Annotated in this window: 24 protein-coding genes; 15 read left to right on the forward strand and 9 right to left on the reverse strand. The window is 57.9% G+C overall.

Going from position 1 to position 21,249, the window contains the following annotated elements; translation table 11 throughout:
* Nucleotides 1-64 precede the first annotated feature (64 nt).
* The 7 genes from ACM6IV_RS27255 to ACM6IV_RS27285 all read left to right on the forward strand — a co-directional run bounded on the left by ACM6IV_RS27255 (nt 65) and on the right by ACM6IV_RS27285 (nt 4,911).
* On the forward strand, nt 65-634 hold the full coding sequence (locus ACM6IV_RS27255; protein WP_414872451.1) for an electron transport complex protein RnfA: 570 nt from the start codon (nt 65-67) through the stop codon (nt 632-634).
* Entirely contained in the window at nt 631-1,839 is a 1,209-nt protein-coding gene (gene rsxB / locus ACM6IV_RS27260) for an electron transport complex subunit RsxB (RefSeq protein WP_414872452.1), read from the forward strand. Before ACM6IV_RS27255 ends, rsxB begins: the two co-directional genes overlap by 4 nt.
* Entirely contained in the window at nt 1,826-2,809 is a 984-nt protein-coding gene (locus ACM6IV_RS27265; RefSeq protein WP_414872453.1) for an RnfABCDGE type electron transport complex subunit D, read from the forward strand. Before rsxB ends, ACM6IV_RS27265 begins: the two co-directional genes overlap by 14 nt.
* Nucleotides 2,806-3,411 carry an RnfABCDGE type electron transport complex subunit G gene (locus ACM6IV_RS27270; protein ID WP_414872454.1) on the forward strand — a complete coding sequence of 202 codons (606 nt, stop codon included), beginning with the start codon at nt 2,806-2,808 and terminating at the stop codon, nt 3,409-3,411. The genes ACM6IV_RS27265 and ACM6IV_RS27270 overlap by 4 nt, the downstream gene beginning before the upstream one ends.
* The gene (locus tag ACM6IV_RS27275; protein ID WP_414872455.1) at nt 3,408-3,989 is read left to right on the forward strand and encodes an Rnf-Nqr domain containing protein; all 582 of its coding nucleotides are present in this window, start codon (nt 3,408-3,410) and stop codon (nt 3,987-3,989) included. Before ACM6IV_RS27270 ends, ACM6IV_RS27275 begins: the two co-directional genes overlap by 4 nt.
* The gene (gene nth / locus ACM6IV_RS27280) at nt 3,986-4,624 is read left to right on the forward strand and encodes an endonuclease III (protein ID WP_414872456.1); all 639 of its coding nucleotides are present in this window, start codon (nt 3,986-3,988) and stop codon (nt 4,622-4,624) included. Before ACM6IV_RS27275 ends, nth begins: the two co-directional genes overlap by 4 nt.
* A gap of 107 nt (nt 4,625-4,731) precedes the next feature.
* Nucleotides 4,732-4,911: a PA3496 family putative envelope integrity protein gene (locus ACM6IV_RS27285; RefSeq protein WP_414872457.1), complete on the forward strand. Its 180-nt coding sequence runs from the start codon at nt 4,732-4,734 to the stop codon at nt 4,909-4,911.
* Nucleotides 4,912-5,000: 89 nt separating this feature from the next.
* Here ACM6IV_RS27285 and ACM6IV_RS27290 read toward each other — a convergent pair whose 3' ends face one another.
* Nucleotides 5,001-5,627, reverse strand: a complete 627-nt coding sequence (locus ACM6IV_RS27290; RefSeq protein WP_007916656.1) for a response regulator transcription factor — start codon at nt 5,625-5,627, stop codon at nt 5,001-5,003.
* A 497-nt stretch (nt 5,628-6,124) separates the two neighbouring features.
* Between ACM6IV_RS27290 and ACM6IV_RS27295 the strand changes: the two genes are divergently transcribed.
* Nucleotides 6,125-6,841, forward strand: a complete 717-nt coding sequence (locus tag ACM6IV_RS27295) for a hypothetical protein (RefSeq protein WP_414872458.1) — start codon at nt 6,125-6,127, stop codon at nt 6,839-6,841.
* A gap of 137 nt (nt 6,842-6,978) precedes the next feature.
* Here the strand turns inward: ACM6IV_RS27295 and ACM6IV_RS27300 are convergent, their stop codons facing one another.
* Both ACM6IV_RS27300 and ACM6IV_RS27305 read right to left on the reverse strand, forming a co-directional pair.
* Nucleotides 6,979-8,196, reverse strand: coding sequence for an argininosuccinate synthase (locus ACM6IV_RS27300; protein ID WP_027612065.1), 1,218 nt, complete (start codon nt 8,194-8,196; stop codon nt 6,979-6,981).
* A 129-nt stretch (nt 8,197-8,325) separates the two neighbouring features.
* Nucleotides 8,326-9,234 (reverse strand): flagellar protein MotY, encoded by a 909-nt coding sequence (locus ACM6IV_RS27305; RefSeq protein ID WP_414872459.1) that lies wholly within the window; start codon nt 9,232-9,234, stop codon nt 8,326-8,328.
* Between the two features lie 160 nt (nt 9,235-9,394).
* Between ACM6IV_RS27305 and pyrC the strand changes: the two genes are divergently transcribed.
* Nucleotides 9,395-10,441 carry a dihydroorotase gene (gene pyrC, locus ACM6IV_RS27310; RefSeq protein WP_414872460.1) on the forward strand — a complete coding sequence of 349 codons (1,047 nt, stop codon included), beginning with the start codon at nt 9,395-9,397 and terminating at the stop codon, nt 10,439-10,441.
* On the forward strand, nt 10,438-11,115 hold the full coding sequence (gene rnt / locus ACM6IV_RS27315; protein WP_007916667.1) for a ribonuclease T: 678 nt from the start codon (nt 10,438-10,440) through the stop codon (nt 11,113-11,115). The genes pyrC and rnt overlap by 4 nt, the downstream gene beginning before the upstream one ends.
* Nucleotides 11,116-11,192: 77 nt before the next feature.
* Here the strand turns inward: rnt and ACM6IV_RS27320 are convergent, their stop codons facing one another.
* Nucleotides 11,193-11,795: a peroxiredoxin gene (locus ACM6IV_RS27320; RefSeq protein ID WP_123588592.1), complete on the reverse strand. Its 603-nt coding sequence runs from the start codon at nt 11,793-11,795 to the stop codon at nt 11,193-11,195.
* Nucleotides 11,796-12,109: 314 nt separating this feature from the next.
* On the opposite strand from ACM6IV_RS27320, the gene ACM6IV_RS27325 reads away from it, so the two are divergent.
* Nucleotides 12,110-12,328 carry a bacterioferritin-associated ferredoxin gene (locus ACM6IV_RS27325; protein ID WP_003227725.1) on the forward strand — a complete coding sequence of 73 codons (219 nt, stop codon included), beginning with the start codon at nt 12,110-12,112 and terminating at the stop codon, nt 12,326-12,328.
* A gap of 200 nt (nt 12,329-12,528) precedes the next feature.
* A complete protein-coding gene (gene bfr / locus ACM6IV_RS27330; protein WP_187678174.1) occupies nt 12,529-13,002 on the forward strand; it encodes a bacterioferritin in 474 nt (157 codons plus the stop codon).
* Between the two features lie 193 nt (nt 13,003-13,195).
* Here bfr and grxD read toward each other — a convergent pair whose 3' ends face one another.
* The 3 genes from grxD to ACM6IV_RS27345 all read right to left on the reverse strand — a co-directional run bounded on the left by grxD (nt 13,196) and on the right by ACM6IV_RS27345 (nt 16,165).
* The gene (gene grxD, locus ACM6IV_RS27335; RefSeq protein ID WP_186569763.1) at nt 13,196-13,537 is read right to left on the reverse strand and encodes a Grx4 family monothiol glutaredoxin; all 342 of its coding nucleotides are present in this window, start codon (nt 13,535-13,537) and stop codon (nt 13,196-13,198) included.
* 97 nt (nt 13,538-13,634) lie between these two features.
* Nucleotides 13,635-15,740 (reverse strand): molybdopterin oxidoreductase family protein, encoded by a 2,106-nt coding sequence (locus ACM6IV_RS27340; RefSeq protein WP_414872461.1) that lies wholly within the window; start codon nt 15,738-15,740, stop codon nt 13,635-13,637.
* Nucleotides 15,741-15,874: 134 nt separating this feature from the next.
* The gene (locus tag ACM6IV_RS27345) at nt 15,875-16,165 is read right to left on the reverse strand and encodes a hypothetical protein (protein WP_027612069.1); all 291 of its coding nucleotides are present in this window, start codon (nt 16,163-16,165) and stop codon (nt 15,875-15,877) included.
* A 404-nt stretch (nt 16,166-16,569) separates the two neighbouring features.
* Here ACM6IV_RS27345 and argF point away from each other — a divergent pair, with 404 nt between their 5' ends.
* Nucleotides 16,570-17,490, forward strand: a complete 921-nt coding sequence (argF, locus tag ACM6IV_RS27350; RefSeq protein ID WP_039758373.1) for an ornithine carbamoyltransferase — start codon at nt 16,570-16,572, stop codon at nt 17,488-17,490.
* Nucleotides 17,487-18,596 carry an ABC transporter ATP-binding protein gene (locus ACM6IV_RS27355; RefSeq protein WP_414872462.1) on the forward strand — a complete coding sequence of 370 codons (1,110 nt, stop codon included), beginning with the start codon at nt 17,487-17,489 and terminating at the stop codon, nt 18,594-18,596. Before argF ends, ACM6IV_RS27355 begins: the two co-directional genes overlap by 4 nt.
* A gap of 57 nt (nt 18,597-18,653) precedes the next feature.
* Here the strand turns inward: ACM6IV_RS27355 and ACM6IV_RS27360 are convergent, their stop codons facing one another.
* Nucleotides 18,654-19,436: a PhzF family phenazine biosynthesis protein gene (locus ACM6IV_RS27360; protein WP_414872463.1), complete on the reverse strand. Its 783-nt coding sequence runs from the start codon at nt 19,434-19,436 to the stop codon at nt 18,654-18,656.
* 95 nt (nt 19,437-19,531) lie between these two features.
* Nucleotides 19,532-20,002, reverse strand: a complete 471-nt coding sequence (gene ybaK, locus ACM6IV_RS27365; protein WP_090285884.1) for a Cys-tRNA(Pro) deacylase — start codon at nt 20,000-20,002, stop codon at nt 19,532-19,534.
* 362 nt (nt 20,003-20,364) lie between these two features.
* On the opposite strand from ybaK, the gene ACM6IV_RS27370 reads away from it, so the two are divergent.
* Entirely contained in the window at nt 20,365-21,216 is an 852-nt protein-coding gene (locus ACM6IV_RS27370) for an MIP/aquaporin family protein (protein WP_414872464.1), read from the forward strand.
* The last annotated feature ends 33 nt before the right edge of the window (nt 21,217-21,249 follow it).

Below are 21,249 nucleotides of genomic sequence, written 5' to 3' on the forward strand. Positions count from 1 at the left end.
CCCTACGTGGCTGCCGGATAATGCCTAACCTTAAGAGACCTCCGCCCGTTTAGCCGGCAGAACCATGACCGAACTCGTGCTTACGCTGATCAGTGCCGCCCTGCTCAACAACTTCGTGTTGCACTGGCCGCTGGGCGTCGATCCGCTGCTGGCGGGCAGTCGTCGACAGGTGCATGCGCTGGGGCTGACAACGCTTTGTCTGATGTTGGTTGTCGGTGTGGCGGGTCATGTGATCTGGCATTGGCTGCTGATGCCGCTTCACCTTGAGGCTCTACGCCTGTTCGTGTTTCTGCCATTGAGTGTGTTGCTGATCGCGCCGCTGCTGAAATTGCTGGCGCGCTGGCTGCCAGGTCTGCCGTTCGACGGTCTATGGCCATTGTTGCTGGGTAATGCCGGTGTGCTGGGGCTGACACTGATCAACGCGCAAAACGATCAAGGCCTGCCGCAGGCAATAGCGCTGAGTCTCGGCGCCGGGCTGGGCTTCTGGCTGGTGCTGAGCCTGTTCAGCGATTTACGCGAACGCACGACCGACAACGATATTCCCCTGCCCTTTCGCGGCCTGCCGATTGATCTGATCGGCGCCGGACTGATCGCAGTGACTTTTCTCGGATTCAGTGGATTGATCAAAACATGAGTCTGATTCAACGCATCGATGCCCTCTTGCCGCAGACCCAATGCGGCAAGTGCGGCCATCCCGGATGCAAACCGTACGCGCAAGGCATCGCCGAGGGCGAGCCGATCAACAAGTGCCCGCCGGGCGGTGACGAAACCATTGCCGCGCTGGCTGAGCTGTTGAAAGTGCCAGTGCTGGAGCTGGACATCAGTCGCGGCTCGGCGCCGCCGCAAGTGGCGTTCATTCGTGAGGCCGAATGCATCGGCTGCACCAAGTGCATTCAGGCTTGTCCGATCGACGCGATTGTCGGCGCGGCGAAACTGATGCACACAGTCATCATCGACGAGTGCACCGGATGCGACCTGTGTGTCGCACCATGCCCGGTGGATTGCATCGAAATGCATCCGTTGCCGCCGAGCACGTTGCCGGTGGTGGGCGGCCTGGCCGTCAGCCTTGAAGAACAGCGCGCACGCGCGGCCAAACGCGATCACGCGCGTCAACGCTTCGAGCGCCGGAACGAGCGCTTGCACCGCGAAGAGCAACAGAAACAGGCGGAACGTGAAGCGCGGGCGAAACGGGCGGCGCAATCTCAAGTGAGCGCAGCCGATCCGGTGCAGGCGGCACTGGAACGGGTGCGCGCACAGAAAGCGGCGACCGCGGATGCGGCGCTGAAGAAAGCCAAGATCGATGTGGCCATGAGCCGCGCGCAATTGCACAAGTCACTGAAGGCTTTCGGCCATCCGCCAACGTTCGAACAGCAGGCACAATTGATCGTGTTGCAGCAGCAATTCGAAGCGGCCGAAAAGACACTGGCGGCCGTTGAAAGCAGCGCTGCGCCAACGCCCGTAGTGCCTGCCCCAGCAAAAGACGCCGATCTGAAACGGGCGAAGATCCAGCTGGCCATGCGCCGCGCAGAACTGAAAAAAGCACAAACCACTGAAACGGCGCCCGAGCAGATCGCCGCGCTGGAGCAAGCATTGCGCGACGCTGAGCAGGCCCTGCATGCCGCTGAAGCCACAAGCGATCAGCCGTTGCCCGACCTGGTGCGGGTCGAAAAACGTCCGATCGACAGCCAGCTTCGTCAGTTAAAAACCGAATTGGCCTACGCCCGCGCGGACCTCAACAAACTCGAACGGCGCGCCGACACGCCCGCGGATATCCTCGACAAAGCCCGCGCCCGCCTGCAAAACGCCGAGCGCCAGGTGCAAGATCATGCTGCCCCTTGAGGCATCGGACATTCGCCTGCAACAGGCGATGAAACGGGTGCTGCTGGCCACTTTGCCAGGGCTGCTCGCCTTGTTCTGGCTGTATGGTTGGGGCGTGTTGATCAATCTGTTGCTGGCGATTGTTGCCGCGCTGATGGTCGAGGCTGCGGTGCTGCGTCTGCGTCGACAGCCCGTGCAACCTACGCTCAGCGACGGCAGTGCGCTGGTCAGTGCGACATTATTGGCTGCCGCACTGCCACCTTATTGCCCTTGGTGGTTAACAGTGATGGCGGTAGCTTCGGGACTGTTGTTCGGCAAGCATGTGTATGGCGGCGTCGGTAAAAACCCGTTCAATCCGGCGATGCTCGGGTTTGCCTTTGCCATCGTCATGTTCCCGCAACCGATGACCCATTGGCCGGCCCATGGCCTGGATCTGTCGGCCGCGTTGCAACAGGTGTTCGGCACAAATCAGGCGCCGGACGCCTGGGCACAGGCCACCGCGCTGGACAGCCTGCGCCTCAACAAAAGCCTGACCATGGACGAATTGTTCGCCAGTCATCCGGCCTTCGGTCGTTTTGGCGGACACGGCGTGGAATGGGTGAATCTGGCGTTTCTTGCCGGCGGGTTGTTTTTACTGCAGCGCCGCGTCTTCAGTTGGCACGCGCCGGTCGGCATGCTCGCCAGTCTGTTTGTCGTCAGCCTGCTGTGCTGGAAGGGTTCAGGGTCGGACTCGCATGGTTCACCGCTGTTTCACCTGCTCAGTGGCGCGACCATGCTCGGGGCGTTCTTCATCATCACTGAACCGGTCTCCGGGGCTAAAACCGCACTCGCTCGTCTGTTGTTCGGTGTCGGCGTCGGGCTGCTGACCTATTTGATTCGAACCTGGGGCGGGTACCCGGATGGCGTAGCGTTCGCGGTGCTGCTGATGAATCTTTGCGTGCCGGCGCTGGAGCGATTTGCCGCGAACCGTCAGTCAGCGGTGAGCCCATGAATCGCACAGCCAGCGCGCCTGTTGTGTTGCTGTTGGCGGTCATCGGCGTGGCTGCGACTTATGGTGTATACCGCAGTACTGCAGCACAAATTGCCAGCGAGCAGCGCTTGATCGAAAGCCGCAAACTACTCGACCTGCTGCCGCTCGATGCCTACGACAATCAACCGCTCGAGCAGCCCTTGGGCTTGGCAGACTTGAACTTGAGCCATAGCACCTTGACGGGTGGCTATCGCGCGACCAAGCGCGGCCAGACCGTAGCAATCTTGCTGCGCAGTCAGACTCAGGGTTATGCCGGCGCCATCGAACTGTTGATCGCCATTGATGCCAACGGCAAATTGCTCGGTGTAAAAACCCTCAAACAAACCGAAACGCCAGCACTCGGTGGGCGCTTGGGGGACTGGCCGAACATCTGGCTGCAGACCTTTATCGGCAAATCGAGCACTGAGCCGAGCGATGCCGGCTGGGCACTGAAAAAGGATCAGGGACAATTTGATCAAATAGCCGGAGCGACTATCACCTCTCGCGTCGCCATCAGCGCGATCCATGATGCCCTGCGCTACTTTGATGAACATCGTGCGGCACTGTTGGGGAGCGGAACATGAACCGATCGGCTTTCCTCTCGAACTCTTTGATGCTGACATTGCTGCTTGGCACCAGTGACTCATTGGCTGCTGGTGTGGGGGCATTATTGACGTTTGCCATTGTCGTCGGTCTGTATGGCCTGTGCATGCCTGCCTTACGGTCCAGGCTCGCCGGGACCAGCGCATTGCTGGCCAGCCTGCTGCTCGCTGCGACCCTCACAAGTTGCGCAGATCTTTTGGCGCAACGCTGGTTTCTGCCCTGGCAGCAAACATTCGGCCTCTATGTCGGCCTGATTGCCTTGCAATGTGTGGTGCTGGAACACAATGGCTTCTGGCGCCAATCGTTGGTCGAACGCTTCAAGCGCGGCACCCTGTTCGGCGGATTAATGCTGCTGTTTGCAGGACTGCGTGAACTCATCGGTCACGGTAGTCTTGGCCGGGGTTTGTTCGAGCATTGGTCAGGTCTTGTTGTATTTAGCGGAGGGGTGCACCTGGTCACGTTGATCCCCGGTGCTTTTATTTTGTTGGCGCTGCTGCTGGCGGCGCGTCAGGCGACGATTCGCCCGAACTCGATATCCAAGGAAACGCATCGCCCATGAATGCTGCAAAACGTCTGGAGATTTTCCGCCGCCTGCACGAAGACAATCCCGAGCCGAAGACCGAACTGACCTACTCCTCGCCATTCGAACTGTTGATCGCGGTGATTCTCTCGGCGCAGTCGACGGATGTTGGCGTGAACAAAGCCACGGCCAAGTTGTTCCCGGTTGCCAATACGCCAGCGGCGATCCACGCGTTGGGTGTCGAAGGTCTATCCGAATACATCAAAACCATCGGCCTCTATAACAGCAAGGCCAGGAACGTCATCGAAACCTGTCGCCTGCTGGTCGAGCGCCATGGCGGCGAAGTCCCGCAAACCCGTGAAGAGCTCGAAGCCTTGCCGGGAGTGGGCCGCAAGACCGCCAACGTCGTACTCAATACTGCTTTTCGCCAACTGACCATGGCCGTTGATACCCATATCTTTCGGGTCAGCAACCGCACCGGCATTGCTCCGGGTAAAAACGTGGTCGAAGTGGAAAAAAAGCTGATGAAGTTCGTACCTAAAGAATTCCTGCTCGACTCCCATCACTGGCTGATTCTTCATGGCCGCTACGTGTGTCTGGCCCGCAAGCCACGCTGCGGCAGTTGCCGGATCGAGGATTTGTGCGAGTACAAAAACAAAACATCGGACGATTGACCGGCTATTGGAATAATTGATAAGTCGATTGAAAAAATCTTTTTTACCCGCCGCAGGAATATCGATATAAGGGGCGCCAAAGGCAGTCTTAGCCGGGAGTTAACCTGATGAGTACCGATAAAGAGCAACTGGACGTGGAAGACGACTTTACTGCCGCTGAGACCGATGATGCAGAACCTGTAGTCGAAGTCGCCAAGACCAATCTCAGCAAACGCCGTACGATCGACAACCTGCTCGAGGAGCGCCGACTGCAAAGGCAATTGGCCGATTACGATTTTGATCTCTGATACTTGAAAGCCTCCCGCACCGGAGGCTTTTCACTTTCTGCGGCTAGCTGAGTCAGATCGGCCCATGATCCTGTCAGCTATCAAGATATTCACACCAGACCATTGCGCTGCGCCAACTCGATCAGATCAACCAGAGAACGCGCATTGAGTTTCAACAACAGGCGCGTCTTGTAGGTGCTGACGGTCTTGTTGCTCAAAAACATGCCATCGGCAATTTCCTTGTTGGTCTTGCCCCGCGCCAACTGCTGCAACACCATCATTTCCCGACCGGACAGACGATCGACCATGTCGGCTTCACTGGCATTGCCCAAACTCGTGCGCACGGTATGCAATGCCTGATTCGGGAAATAACTGTAACCGGACAATACTGCCTTGATTGCACTGAGCAACTCGGTCAGATCCTGTTGTTTACAGACATAACCGGCTGCCCCCGACTGCATGCAGCGCATCGAAAAGTGCCCGGGCGCCTGAGAGGTCAATACAAGCACTTTAATAGGCATGGCCGTCGAAGTCAGGCGCGCGATAACTTCCAGACCATCAAGCTTTGGTATGCCTATATCCAGAATGACGATATCCGGCATTTGTTCTCGAGCAAGTTGTAACGCATCCACACCATTATCAGTTTCTGCGATGACTTCGTAGCCATGACGTTCCATCAGCATACGTACCGCAAGACGAATGACAGGGTGATCATCCACGATCAGCACTTTATTCATGGGCAAGTCCAGTTTCGCTGTTCGAATTTTTAGAACACGCACAATAGCCCAGTCACTTGCTCTATGGCATGACGCGGTTATCATGCACTTGCATCGAGAGACATACCCTACAGTCATTGCGGATTAATCCTACAAAAAACCGCTCCCCCTCTAAAAATCCGACGCTGGTTCTTGCTTCAAAGGGGACAACCCTCGCCTGTTCAACTTGTTACAAACTACGACTAACAGCCAAAAACCCGGAATCGCCGCTGAGGTTTATTACGCCTGATCAGGTCTGAGCCTGCGCGAGTATGAAAACATTAATTGCAAATCAGAACACAAAGTAACAGCCGCCACATCAACACGACAACAGGTAGAAAAACTTAAACACTTGAAACAAGATATTTATACCAGACCCCACACTTTTGCTATAAAGATAAGCATCAACCATCCACTCAAAACAACTCAAACAACGTAAATTCACAACTATGAGAAAGACCAGACAAAAGAGCACAAACATGTTGAAAATAAAAAACAAGATCAATAACCCAATGACAGTCATCGCGATATTTGCCGCCATTTCCGAAACATCAGCTGCGGTATCCTTGCCATTTCTGGACAATAAGGATCGAGAGATTTACGTATGGTTCCTGATCAGCTTTCCGTTCTACTTGTTATTTCTTTTCTTTATCACCTTGAACTTTAACTACCGCTCCCTTTATTCACCCTCCGACTTCGGAAAAGACAAGAACTTTTTAAAAGTAATAGATAACAATGATCGCGATACCAAGCGCAACACATCGACGCCGGAGCCATCCGCGCAAGGTACGTTTGGGCTATCAAGTTGTGTCTTACCCTGCAAATCGGGCAATGTCGAATGCAAAGAAGCGTGCAAAGTCCACAACGCGCCTGACCCGCCGTCGGATATCATCACAAAAACCAAACAGATTGTTCAGCACGACATACAGTTGCCAGCGTGGATCAGCGACCTGCATCTCATCGACGCACGGGATGTCGATGCATCGAGAGAATTAGCCACGATTCTGGAAAATATTCGAAACCTCGACCGCAAGTCAGCCCGGGTGGTCGTGTTTCTTTCCAATCACATATCGGACGTTCTACTGACGCAGAATGCACGGCTGCAGATCAAACACGTCAAGAAAGGCTCAGGAAAAACGCTTTGTATTGTTTATAACCTGTGTGCACAAGCGGTAACGCTATTGGGACGGACATGAAAGATGAGCTGTAGTCACCCCCCCGTACATGGCTCAGGAATATGGCTCGCTCAAACGCAGACAAACAACCATGCAAAAAGGGCGACCTTGTCTCGATGACAAGGCCGCCCTTTTCATTACATGTCAGTCTGGAGCGCTTAGAACAACTTGCGACCCTTGTTGGCAGCAATGCGCATGCGCAGCGCATTGAGCTTGATGAAGCCTGCCGCGTCAGCCTGATTGTAAGCACCGCCATCTTCTTCGAAGGTCGCGATGTTGGCGTCGAACAGCGAATCGTCGGACTTGCGGCCGGTGACGATCACGTTGCCCTTGTACAGTTTCAGGCGCACAACGCCGTTCACGTTGACCTGGGACGCATCGATCATCTGTTGCAGCATCAAGCGCTCAGGGCTCCACCAGTAACCGGTGTAGATCAGGCTGGCGTATTTCGGCATCAGCTCGTCTTTGAGGTGAGCGACTTCGCGGTCCAGAGTGATCGATTCAATGGCGCGGTGCGCGCGCAGCATGATGGTGCCGCCCGGGGTTTCGTAGCAGCCACGGGACTTCATGCCGACGTAACGGTTTTCGACGATGTCGAGACGGCCGATACCGTGAGCGCCGCCGATCTTGTTCAAGGTCGCCAGTACGGTGGCCGGGGTCATTTCGACGCCATCCAGCGCAACGATGTCGCCGTTGCGATAGGTCAGTTCCAGGTATTGCGGGGTGTCGGGAGCCTTCTCCGGGGAGACGGTCCAGCGCCACATGTCTTCTTCGTGCTCGGTCCAGGTGTCTTCCAGCACGCCACCTTCATAGGAGATGTGCAGCAGGTTGGCGTCCATCGAGTACGGGGACTTCTTCTTGCCGTGACGCTCGATCGGGATCGCATGCTTCTCGGCGTAGTCCATCAGCTTCTCGCGGGACAGCAGGTCCCACTCACGCCAGGGAGCAATCACTTTCACGCCTGGCTTGAGTGCGTAGGCGCCCAGTTCGAAGCGCACCTGGTCGTTGCCTTTGCCGGTGGCGCCATGGGAAATGGCGTCAGCGCCGGTTTCGTTGGCGATCTCGATCAGACGTTTGGCGATCAGCGGACGTGCGATGGAAGTACCCAGCAGGTACTCGCCTTCGTAAACGGTGTTGGCGCGGAACATCGGGAACACGAAATCACGCACGAATTCTTCGCGCAGGTCGTCGATGTAGATTTCTTTGACGCCCATGGCCTGAGCCTTGGCGCGGGCCGGCTCGACCTCTTCGCCTTGACCGAGATCAGCGGTGAAGGTCACCACTTCACAGTTATAAGTATCCTGCAGCCACTTGAGGATCACCGAAGTGTCCAGGCCGCCGGAATACGCCAGAACGACCTTGTTTACGTCCGCCATGCCATCACTCCACGGGGTTCTACGGAAAGCCGGGGAGTCTACCGCTCCAACGCAATAATTTACAGAGGCGCGACAGCTTAAGACGACAAAGCGACAGATTCTGTCGAGTGCGCGACGATGACCGGCGGGTCAGGAAGTTGCTGCAGTGCTGGCTGGCGTGCTCGCTTGCGGTGCCGGAGCCGTGGCTGGAGCCACGCGCGCCAGTTTCACATTGACCCGACGGTTCTTCGCGCGATTGGCCGCATTGGTGTTCGGCACAATGGGATATTGCTCGCCATGGAAGCGCACGGTGATCTGCGATTCCTGAATGCCGTTTGCCTTGAAGAAGTCGACCACTGCCAGCGCTCGCCGGCGTGACAGTTCACGGTTGGTCAAACGATTGCCGCTGTTGTCGGAATGGCCGTCGAGCTCGATGTGATTGACCGTCGGATCAGCCTTCATGTATTCGAGCATCACTTGCAGCTTGGCTTTTGCAGCAGGATCCAGATCAACACCTTCGCCGGGAAAGCCGATCTGCGACTGTTTGATCTGATCGAAATTCTGCGGCAGCAGTTTCGCCACACACGTTTGGTAGTCATTGAACGCCTTGCTGAACTTGACCGGCAACAGGCGCACTTCCGAAACGCGGCCATCGCCAGACGCGCGGCGCACGACCGGGCTGCGACCATCCAGCAGACCGCTGATAAGGCCTCCGGCCTGGGATTGCGAGCTGTTGAACAAGACGTTGCCGCTGCCGAGCCTCACGGAACCCAGGTTGATGTCACCACGCCCCGGCTGCCAGGGTGCAGCCGCCGCCAGCAAGGTTGCAGAGCCGCCGCCGAGCATGGCGTTGTAGGCATTCAGACGGAATATCGCCTGTTCACCCGCCTTGCGCACGAACTCGCCCGAGCCGAAATCAGTGATCGGTTGGGTCAGACGACATTCGAACTTGTCGCCGGCGACCGTCCACTCAATGTTCTCCAGACGGGTCTGGTACGTGAGCGCCATCGCCGGAAGGCTGGCGAACACACTGAGCAAGGCTAAATAACGCTGGCGCACGGGAGGCTCCATTGGCTTGTGAAACACAAACACCGATTCACACTATGTTTACGGCATACCTACGGGATATCGGAAGGTTCCCGCAAAACTTGATAGCGAGTGCCTGCAAGAGTCTTTTCCGGTAGCATTCGCCTCAGTTTGACCCGCCTGGAATCCCCTCATGTCCGACCGCCTGACCCTGCTGCGTCCCGACGACTGGCACATTCATCTTCGCGATGGTGCCGTGTTGACCAATACCGTTGCCGATGTGGCGCGCACCTTTGGCCGCGCCATCATCATGCCCAACCTGGTACCTCCGGTGCGCAACGCCGCTGAAGCCGACGGCTATCGCCAGCGGATTCTCGCTGCCCGCCCGGCCGGCAGTCGCTTCGAGCCGTTGATGGTGCTGTACCTCACCGACCGTACCCAGCCCGAAGAAATTCGTGAAGCCAAGGCCAGCGGTTTCGTGCACGCCGCCAAGCTGTACCCGGCCGGCGCCACCACCAACTCCGATTCTGGTGTGACCAGCATCGACAAGATCTTCCCGGCACTGGAAGCCATGGCTGAAGTCGGCATGCCGCTGCTGATCCACGGTGAAGTCACTCGTGGCGACGTCGATGTGTTCGACCGCGAGAAGATCTTCATCGATGAGCACATGCGCCGCGTGGTCGAGCGTTTCCCGACGCTGAAAGTGGTGTTCGAACACATCACCACCGCTGACGCCGTGCAGTTCGTCAACGAGGCTTCGGCCAACGTTGGTGCGACCATCACCGCGCACCACCTGCTCTACAACCGCAACCACATGCTGGTGGGCGGGATTCGGCCGCACTTCTATTGCCTGCCGATCCTCAAGCGCAATACGCACCAGGAAGCCCTGCTCGACGCCGCCACCAGTGGCAGCGCGAAGTTCTTCCTCGGCACCGACTCGGCACCGCACGCCCAGCATGCCAAGGAAGCTGCTTGCGGCTGCGCCGGCTGCTACACCGCGTACGCCGCCATCGAGCTGTATGCCGAAGCGTTCGAACAGCGTAACGCGCTGAACAAGCTCGAAGCCTTCGCCAGCCTCAACGGCCCGCGCTTCTACGGCCTGCCGGCAAACACCGATCGCATTACCCTGGTTCGTGAAGAATGGACTGCCCCGACCAGCCTGCCGTTTGGCGAGCTGACCGTTATCCCGCTGCGCGCCGGTGAAAAACTGCGCTGGCGCCTGCTGGAGGAACACGCGTGAGTGAAGACCATTTCGACGACGAACTGGACGGTCAAAGTGGTGGTGGCGGTTCCCGTCACCCGATGGCAGCACGCTTTCGCGGCTACCTGCCGGTTGTCGTTGACGTAGAGACCGGTGGCTTCAACTCGGCCACCGATGCCTTGCTGGAGATTGCCGCGACCACTATCGCCATGGATGAAAAGGGGTTCGTTTACCCGGATCACACCTACTTCTTCCGCGTTGAGCCGTTCGAAGGCGCCAACATCGAAGCAGCGGCGCTGGAGTTCACCGGGATCAAACTGGATCACCCACTGCGTATGGCGGTCAGTGAAGAAACCGCACTGACCGACATTTTCCGTGGTATCCGCAAGGCGCTGAAGGCCAACGGCTGCAAGCGCGCGATCCTGGTCGGGCACAACAGCAGCTTCGACCTTGGCTTCCTGAACGCGGCCGTTGCGCGTCTGGACATGAAGCGCAACCCGTTCCACCCGTTCTCCAGCTTCGACACCGCGACGCTGGCCGGTCTGGCGTACGGTCAAACCGTGCTGGCAAAAGCCTGCCAGGCCGCCGACATCGATTTCGACGGTCGTGAGGCGCACTCGGCGCGTTACGACACCGAGAAAACCGCTGAGCTGTTCTGCGGCATCGTCAACCGCTGGAAACAGATGGGCGGCTGGGAAGATTTCGACGACTGATGATGGTCGTCGGGTAAAGCCCGCGCATAAAAAAACCGGCCACGTGGGCCGGTTTTTTTGTACCTCGACGTTGCGCCTTACAGGGCAGCAGCGTTTTCGGTCAGGTAAGCCGCGACGCCTTCTGGCGAAGCGTTCATGCCTTTGTCGCCTTTTTTCCAGTTGGCAGGGCAGACTTCGCCGTGCTCTTCGTGGAATTGCAGAGCGTCGACCAGACGGATCAGCTCTTCCATGTTACGGCCCAGCGGCAGGTCGTTGATGATCTGCGAGCGAACCACGCCTTTGTCGTCGATCAGAAACGCGCCACGGAAAGCCACGCCGCCTTCGGACTCAACGTCGTAAGCCTTGGCGATGTCGTGCTTCATGTCGGCAGCCATGGTGTATTTCACCTGGCCGATGCCGCCATTGTTCACTGGCGTGTTGCGCCATGCATTGTGGGTGAAGTGAGAGTCGATCGACACAGCGACCACTTCAACGTTGCGGGCCTTGAAGTCAGCCATACGGTTGTCCAGAGCGATCAGCTCGGACGGGCAGACGAAGGTGAAGTCCAGTGGATAGAAGAACACCAGGCCGTATTTGCCTTTGATGGCCGAGGACAGGGTGAAGCTGTCAACGATCTCGCCATTGCCGAGTACGGCCGGGACGGTGAAGTCAGGGGCTTGTTTGCCTACGAGTACGCTCATTGATATCTCCTGGTGTAAAAACTTGAAGTTCAGGGTTCGCGCCAGCCTGCCACCCTCAAGCGACAGCCCTGTGACACGAACCCCCTTCACAAGGGCCGACCATCATACACTGCGAATTTGGCCTGTCCTTAACGGTTTTTCAAAGCAGTGGCAGAACGGCGCTGCATTTACGGGGCCAGGCATTTCGCCAGTAAATACCGTTCGTCAGTCATGGCTATTAATCGGCTGAAGCATTCCGAAAGCACTTTGACAATCATTCTCGTTAACATTAAGATCCATCGCAATTGAGTCACAACCAGCGACGGTTATTACTTATGTATGTTTGCCTCTGCACTGGCGTTACCGACGGACAGATCCGCGAAGCGATTTATGAAGGTTGCTGCAGCTATAAAGAAGTCCGCCAGGCCACCGGCGTCGCCAGCCAATGTGGCAAATGTGCCTGCCTTGCCAAGGAAGTGGTCCGCGAGACCCTGACCAAGCTGCAAACCGCCCAGGCTGCGATCCCCTACCCGGTCGAATTTACAGCCGCATAATTGCCCCCATTTCAAAGAACCGGACTTATGTCCGGTTTTTTTATGCCTGAAAATCAATTGCTTAGCGCTCAGACGCGGAACACAAACATTCTTATTCCGATTAATTTTCATTTATTATTCAATAACTTAGGTTTGACACTTATAAGTACGAAGCTCAAACTCTGGCGCATATACAGCTAAAACAGGGCAGGACTCCGATCATGAAAGGCGACATTACAGTCATCCAGCATCTCAACAAGATCCTTGCCAATGAGCTGGTCGCGATCAATCAGTACTTTCTGCATGCGCGCATGTACGAAGATTGGGGTCTGAACAAGCTCGGCAAGCACGAATACAAAGAATCCATCGACGAGATGAAGCACGCGGACAAGCTGATCAAGCGCATCCTGTTCCTCGAGGGCCTGCCCAACGTACAGGACCTGGGCAAGCTGCATATCGGCGAGCACACCAAGGAAATGCTGGAGTGCGACCTGCGTATCGAGAAGACCGGCCACGCTGACCTGAAAGCCGCGATCGCCCATTGCGAAACCGTTGGCGACTTCGGCAGCCGTGAACTGCTCGAAGATATTCTCGAATCCGAAGAAGAACATATCGACTGGCTGGAAACCCAACTGGGCCTGATCGATAAAGTCGGTCTTGAGAACTATCTCCAATCGCAGATGGGCGAAGAGTAAGTTAGCGCCCGCTAAACTCCAGACACTAAAAAGCCCCGCCCTCTTTCGAGGCGCGGGGCTTTTTATTGCCCGAATTTCAGTCAATGCTGAAACCCTGTGGGAGCCAGCCTGCTGGCGATAGCGTCATATCAGCCGACAACATCGCTACCGGCGGAAAGCAATCGCGAGCAGGCTCACTCCTACAAAAAGCGGATCAGGCTTCGGACTTGTTCGCAGCGGCTGCTTCAACAGCCGCCTTGATGGTGCTTTGCAGCGAACCGTCTGCCGCCATCTCGGTCATGATGTCGCTGCCGCCGATCAGTTCACCGCCGACCCACAGTTGCGGGAAAGTCGGCCAGTTGGCGTACTTCGGCAGGTTGGCGCGGATTTCCGGGTTCTGCAGGATGTCCACGTACGCAAACTTTTCGCCACAAGCCATGACAGCCTGCGCAGCTTTCGCGGAGAAGCCACACTGTGGGGCATTCGGCGAGCCTTTCATGTAAAGCAGAATGGTGTTGTTGGCAATCTGCTCTTTAATCGTTTCGATGATATCCATGGAGCACCTCGGCTGAACTTTCCGACTCATGGGTCGGCACGGTGACGCATTGTAACGGAATCCCGAGCGCCATGCTCGGTCTCCCCGACGGTCACGTTCAGGCCGCCGCCACCGTGACCGGCACGCCATTCAACGCGGCGTTGCCCGACAGTTCATCGAGCTGACATTCATCGGTCAGATCGTTCGCGCTCGATCCCGGCTGGCCACTGGCAATCGCCATCTGTACCCCCGGGCGCGCATGGCCCCACCCGTGCGGCAGGCTGACCACGCCTTTCATCATGTCCAGGCTGCCGAGCACTTCCACCTCGATCTGTCCGACCCGCGAACTGACGCGCACTCGCTGACCATCGCTGAGCCCGCGACTGGCGAGGTCATCCGGGTGCATCAGCAGTTGATGGCGCGGCTTGCCCTTCACCAGGCGGTGATAATTGTGCATCCAGGAGTTGTTGCTGCGCACATGACGACGGCCAATCATCAGCAGCTCATCAGCGGCCGGCGCCTGCAGCGCAGCGAAGCGCGCGAGGTCAGCGAGGATTTCTGGCGGAGCGGCCTGCACACGCTGATTCGGCGTTTTCAGGCGCGACGCCAGATTCGGTTTCAGCGCGCCCAGGTCAATCCCGTGAGGATGATCGAACAATGTCGCCAACGAGAGTTTTTGCTCGGCCGCATCACCGTAACGGCCCATGCGCAGGCCCATGTCGATCATCTTCGCCGGAGGCACGGTCGGTTTCAGCTCCTTGCCGGTCTTCTCGGCAAACGCCTTGGCCAGGCCCACAAAGATCTCCCAGTCATGCAAAGCGCCCTCGGGTTTGGCGAGAATCGCGCGGTTGAAGCGGGTGACGTTGCGTACCGCGAACAGGTTAAACGTGGTGTCGTAGTGATCATTTTCCAGTGCCGAGGTCGATGGCAGGATCAGATCGGCATAGCGCGTGGTTTCGTTGATGTACAAGTCGATGCTGAGCATGAACTCCAGGCCATCCAGCGCCTGCTCCAGTTGCCGCCCGTTCGGGGTCGACAATACCGGGTTGCCAGCGACGGTGATCAACGCACGAACCTGGCCTTCGCCTTCGGTAAGCATCTCTTCGGCCAAGGCCGAGACCGGCAATTCACCACCGTATTCAGGACGCCCGGAAACGCGACTCTGCCATTTGTTGAAATGCCCGCCCGAGGTCGACGCCACCAGATCCACCGCGGGTTCGGTGCACAGCGCTCCGCCGACGCGATCAAGATTGCCGGTGACCAGATTGATCAACTGCACCACCCAATGGCATAGCGTGCCGAAAGCCTGGGTTGAAACCCCCATGCGCCCGTAGCACACAGCACTTGGCGCGGCGGCGAAATCCCGGGCCAGTTGGCGGATATGCTCGGCTGGAACCGCACACAACGGACTCATGGATTCAGCGGTAAACGCGGCGACAGCGGCGCGCACGTCATCCAGCCCGTCGACCGGCAAGTGACTCTCGCGGGTCAGGCCTTCGCTAAACAGCGTGTTGAGGACGCCAAACAACAACGCTGCATCGCCGCCAGGACGCACGAACAAATGCTGGTCAGCCATGGCTGCGGTCTCGCTGCGCCGCGGGTCGACCACCACCACTTTGCCGCCGCGCGCCTGAATCGCTTTCAAACGTTTCTCGACATCCGGCACGGTCATGATGCTGCCGTTGGACGCCAGCGGATTCCCGCCGAGGATCAGCATGAAATCGGTGTGATCAATGTCCGGAATCGGCAGCAGCAGGCCGTGGCCGTACATCAGATAGCTGCTCAGATGATGCGGCAACTGATCGACCGAGGTCGCCGAGTAGCGATTGCGCGTCTTCAGCAAACCCAGGAAATAATTGCTGTGGGTCATCAGCCCGTAGTTGTGCACGCTCGGGTTGCCTTGATAGACCGCAACAGCATTCTGCCCATGACGCTCCTGAATCGCCGCCAGTTTCTCGGCCACCAGCGCAAAAGCCTCGTCCCACTCGATCGGCAGCCATTCGCTGCCAACGCGGCGCATCGGTTGGCGCAGGCGATCCGGATCGTTCTGGATGTCTTGCAGGGCCACGGCTTTGGGGCAGATGTGGCCACGGCTGAAGGTGTCGAGAGCGTCACCCTTGATCGAGGTGATCGCGACGTTGCCATCGGTCTCAGTGGTTTCGATGGTCAGACCGCAAATGGCTTCGCACAGGTGGCACGCACGGTGATGGAGAGTCTTGGTCATGGCCAGTCTCTGTCTTGTTCTGGGCGGGCAATCACGCCCGCGGGAACAAAACTATGGCCCGAGTGAGGAAGCGGCGCCAGCGACGTTCGTCTTGTGAATCGACGGTTATCAAGCGAGCCGATAAACCGCCATGATCAGTTCGACGGCAGCTGCGGCGGCGCGGCCAGCTGAATTTCCTGGATGGTTTCGATCTGCTCGTGGGCGACATGTACGCCGGTGAGTTCGCCGATCAAGCGCCAGTGTTCGTCGAGACCGGCGCTGATGGTCGCCATACGGTCGATCATGTGCCGGCCGGCGGTCTTCACCACCTCATCTTCGCTGCGCAGCAGTTCGAAGGACATTGAGGTGACCGACGCGGTGAGGTGAGTCAGAGAGCGAGCCGTGTGGCCCAGCAGTTCCATTAACAGTTTTTCTTTCGATTCCATGCGGAGGCTTCCTGCGTCGCTCGAAACTTATTTATAACCCAGCACTTTGCTTTAGCAAATGTTTCAGCGACACCAGCCGACCAAGTGATGGCATGGCGCCACGGTCGTAAACCGACCCGAGTGACCCGTTCCCCGTCACGCCGCATTGCCAAGCCCTGCGAGGCCAGTGTACAAAGAGGCTCGCTGCTGTCCTGAATCCGGCTTCAAATGCGCAACTGCAACATCCAGTGCGCCCTCCGAATCCCGCAAAAACCGTAGCCTATTGGAAAAACGCGACATTTAATGTCAATATCGCGCCTTCCCCTATTTCGTCGCCCCGTGCGGCTTACGCCGCAGGTCTCGCCCGTTGTTCCGTTAAACAAGGCTTTGAGCATCTGCGGTTTGTAGCAAAAAGGTAGTCAATGATGAGCGCAAGGCACTTTCTCTCCCTGATGGATTGCACGCCCGAAGAGCTGGTCAGCGTGATCCGTCGAGGCGTTGAGCTCAAGGACCTGCGTAACCGCGGCGTACTGTTCGAGCCTCTGAAAAACCGTGTACTGGGCATGATTTTCGAAAAGTCCTCGACCCGTACCCGCATCTCGTTCGAGGCCGGCATGATCCAGCTTGGCGGTCAGGCAATCTTCCTGTCTCCGCGTGACACCCAGCTGGGCCGTGGCGAGCCGATCAGCGACTGCGCCATCGTCATGTCGAGCATGCTCGACGCGGTGATGATCCGCACCTTTGCCCATAGCACCCTGACCGAATTCGCCGCCAACTCGCGCGTGCCGGTGATCAACGGTCTGTCCGATGACCTGCACCCGTGCCAGTTGCTCGCCGACATGCAAACCTTCCTTGAGCACCGTGGCTCGATCCAGGGTAAAACGGTGGCCTGGATCGGCGACGGCAACAACATGTGCAACAGCTATATAGAAGCGGCGATCCAGTTCGACTTCCAGCTGCGCGTTGCCTGCCCGGAAGGCTACGAGCCAAATCCTGAGTTCGTCGCCAGAGCCGGTGATCGCGTGACCATCGTCCGCGACCCGCAGGACGCCGTGCGCGGCGCGCATCTGGTCAGCACCGATGTCTGGACGTCGATGGGCCAGGAAGAGGAAACTGCCAAGCGCCTCAAGCTGTTCGCGCCGTTCCAGGTCAACCGTGCCCTGCTCGACCTCGCCGCCGAGGACGTGCTGTTCATGCACTGTCTGCCGGCGCATCGCGGCGAAGAAATCAGCCTCGACCTGCTTGATGACCCGCGCTCCGTCGCCTGGGATCAGGCAGAAAACCGTCTCCACGCACAGAAGGCCCTGCTCGAGTTCCTCGTCGAACCGGCATATCACCACGCATGAGCCATGAATTACTGCTGAACCTGCGCAACCTCGCTTGCGGTTATCAAGATCAACGTGTGGTGCAGAACCTCAATCTGCACCTCAACGCCGGTGACATCGGCTGCCTGCTCGGCTCGTCCGGCTGCGGCAAAACCACCACCCTGCGTGCGATCGCCGGTTTCGAACCGGTGCACGAAGGCGAGATCACCCTCGGCGGCGAGACCCTTTCCAGCGCCGGCTTCACCCTGGCGCCGGAAAAACGCCGGATCGGCATGGTGTTTCAGGATTACGCGCTGTTCCCGCACCTGAGCGTCGCCGACAACATTGCCTTTGGTATCCGCAAGCACCCGCACAAAGAGCGCGTCACTGAAGAGCTGCTCGAACTGGTCAACTTGAAGAACCTCGGCAAGCGCTTCCCGCACGAGTTGTCCGGCGGGCAGCAACAGCGCGTCGCCCTTGCCCGCGCGCTCGCACCGGAGCCGCAATTGCTGCTGCTCGACGAGCCGTTCTCCAACCTCGATGGCGAACTGCGGCGCAAGCTCAGTCATGAAGTGCGCGACATTCTCAAGGCCCGTGGTACCAGCGCGATTCTGGTGACCCACGATCAGGAAGAGGCCTTCGCTGTCAGTGATCACGTTGGCGTGTTCAAAGAAGGTCGACTGGAGCAGTGGGACACGCCGTATAACCTGTATCACGAACCGGCAACGCCGTACGTGGCCAGCTTCATCGGCCAGGGTTACTTCATTCGTGGTCAGCTCGACAGCCCGGAATCGGTGCAGACAGAACTGGGTGAACTGCGTGGCAATCGGGCTTACACCTGGCCGATTGGCGGGGCGGTGGACGTGTTGCTGCGTCCGGATGACATTGTGTATGCACCGGACAGTGCGTTGAAAGCGCGGATTGTCGGCAAAACGTTCCTTGGCGCTTCGACGCTGTATCGCCTGCAGCTGCCGACAGGTGCGCAACTGGAATCGATTTTCCCGAGCCATGCTGATCATCAGGTCGGTGCAGAGGTGGGGATTCGTGTTGCCGCTGAACACCTCGTATTGTTCCAGGCATCAGGCAGCACCGCTGCGCAAATCCCGGCGGTGGAAAACGGTGTCCGCCGCTACAGCACCGCCCTCTGATCCATCCCGGATCAAAAAACTGTGGGAGCAAGCCCGCTCCCACATCTGGTTTCAGGTTCAGCCCAGGATCAGGGTGCCACTGGCAACCAGTGTGGCATTACCGCCGATCTTCACCCGCTCGCCCTCCAGCCGACAGAACAACTCCCCACCCCGCGCCGATCGCTGGCACGCGGTCAGGCTCGACTTGCCCAGACGCTTGGACCAATACGGAATCAGACTGCAATGTGTCGAGCCGGTGACCGGGTCTTCATTGATGCCGATCGCCGGCGCGAAGTAGCGCGAAACGAAGTCGTGCTGATTGCCGCGTGCCGTCACGATAGCGCCGAGCCACGGCAGTTTGGCCAGCGCGACCATGTCAGGTGTGCAATCGAGTACTGCCTGCTCCGACTCCAGCACCACAAACAGTTCGTTGGAACCGAGCACATCCACCGCCTCAACCCCTAGCGCCCGCTCGACGTCCAGGGTCACACCGATCTCTGACGGCACGATCGACGGGAAGTCCAGCCACAGGCGCCCCTCTTCACGGCTGACACTCAAAGGCCCGGATTTGCAGGTGAAGTCGATACGCTCGGTGCTTTCCTTGTAGATCTCGAATAATACGTATGCGCTGGCCAGTGTGGCGTGCCCGCACAACGGTACTTCAGTGGTCGGGGTAAACCAGCGAATATGCCAAGCCTGGCCTTCGCGCACCAGAAACGCAGTCTCCGCCAGATTGTGCTCGGCTGCGATCTTCTGCATCAGCTCATCGGCGAGCCACGCCTCCAGCCGATAAACCATCGCGGGATTACCACTGAACGGCCGATCACTGAACGCGTCGACCTGATGAAACTCGAGCTGCATAACCTTCTCCCTAAGTCAGTTGGCAGAGCATGCAAGCACGATGCGATCGGCGCCAGTGACAGAACCAGCCAATTTTCTACATACAGCAATATCGGCTATGGACGGCCGATGTCGGCGAATTTCGCCTGGGTGTGTTCGGCAAGCACGGCGGGCGCCAATTCGACCTCCAGCCCGCGCCGACCGGCGCTGACATAAATCGTCGCAAAGCCCTGAGCCGAATTATCAATGAAGGTACGCAGGCGCTTCTTCTGCCCCAACGGACTGATGCCGCCCAACAGATAACCGGTGGAGCGCTGGGCCGCTGCCGGGTCAGCCATCTCGACTTTTTTCACCCCGGCGGCATGGGCCAGGCCTTTGAGGTCGAGGCTTCCGACGACCGGCACCACTGCCACCAGCAACTCGCCTTTTTCGCTGGCCGCGAGCAGCGTTTTAAACACCTGCGCCGGCTCAAGTGCCAGTTTCTCTGCGGCCTCCAACCCATAGGACGCGGCCTTCGGATCATGTTCGTAACTGTGCACGCGATGTTCGGCACGAACTTTTTTCAACAAGTCCAACGCAGGGGTCATGGCAGCTCCAGGCTCGGCAATGGCAAAAAAAACCTCCGCCGGATTCTAGGTGATCAGCCTGCAAAAGGCTCTATCCCAAGCCGCAAATCCCGTGGCTTGCAGGTGATTCGCAGACGTCGATGCGCCTGGACCACACGGGATCATTCACACGACGAATAGTTTTATTGTGACCGACGGTTCACTTTCGACCTTTGACAGGTTTGTTTCTTGTCTATATTTTTTCGAATCTGAATAATGTAAGAATTATCATCATCGCAGCACTCAGCAGTAAACCGGCAACGGAATGGGGATTCCAACCCGGAGAAAATCGCGCCCTGCCCCGACGGCATTGCGCCAGACAACAACAAAAACCGAGGTTTTCAATGACAACTGCTTTACCGCAACCATCGCTCTCAAGCCAATGCATGGCCGAGTTTCTGGGTACTGCACTGCTGATCTTTTTCGGCACCGGCTGTGTCGCCGCGCTCAAAGTCGCGGGCGCCAGCTTCGGCCTGTGGGAAATCAGCATCATCTGGGGAGTCGGCGTGAGCATGGCGATCTACCTCACCGCGGGTGTTTCCGGCGCGCATCTGAACCCGGCCGTGAGCATCGCTCTAGCGATCTTCGCCGACTTCGAAAAGCGCAAACTGCCGTTCTACATTCTTTCCCAGATCGCCGGCGCGTTCTGCGGCGCGCTGTTGGTTTACACGCTGTACAGCAATCTTTTCTTCGATTACGAACAAACTCACCAAATGGTTCGCGGCTCCGCTGCCAGCCTTGAGTTGGCCTCGGTGTTCTCGACCTTCCCGAACCCGGTGCTGTCCACCGCTCAGGCATTCCTGGTCGAGATGATCATCACCGCCATCCTGATGGGCGTGATCATGTCCCTGACCGACGACAATAATGGCCTGCCGAAAGGCCCGCTGGCACCACTGCTGATCGGTTTGCTGATCGCGGTGATCGGCAGCTCGATGGGGCCGCTGACCGGTTTCGCCATGAACCCGGCGCGTGACTTCGGTCCGAAACTGATGACTTTCTTCACAGGTTGGGGTGAAATTTCCTTCACTGGCGGCCGCGATATTCCGTACTTCCTGATTCCGATTTTCGCACCGATTGTCGGTGCCTGCCTCGGCGCTGCCGGGTATCGCGGGCTCATCGCCCGTCACCTGACCGGCGCCACACCTGCTACAAAGGATGCAGAACCGGCCATTGACGGCAAACCAAGAACTTCTTGAAACAGTCGGCGCAGGCTCCTGCCCAATAGAGCC

Source organism: Pseudomonas sp. IT-347P (assembly GCF_949768005.1).
Taxonomy (GTDB): domain Bacteria; phylum Pseudomonadota; class Gammaproteobacteria; order Pseudomonadales; family Pseudomonadaceae; genus Aquipseudomonas.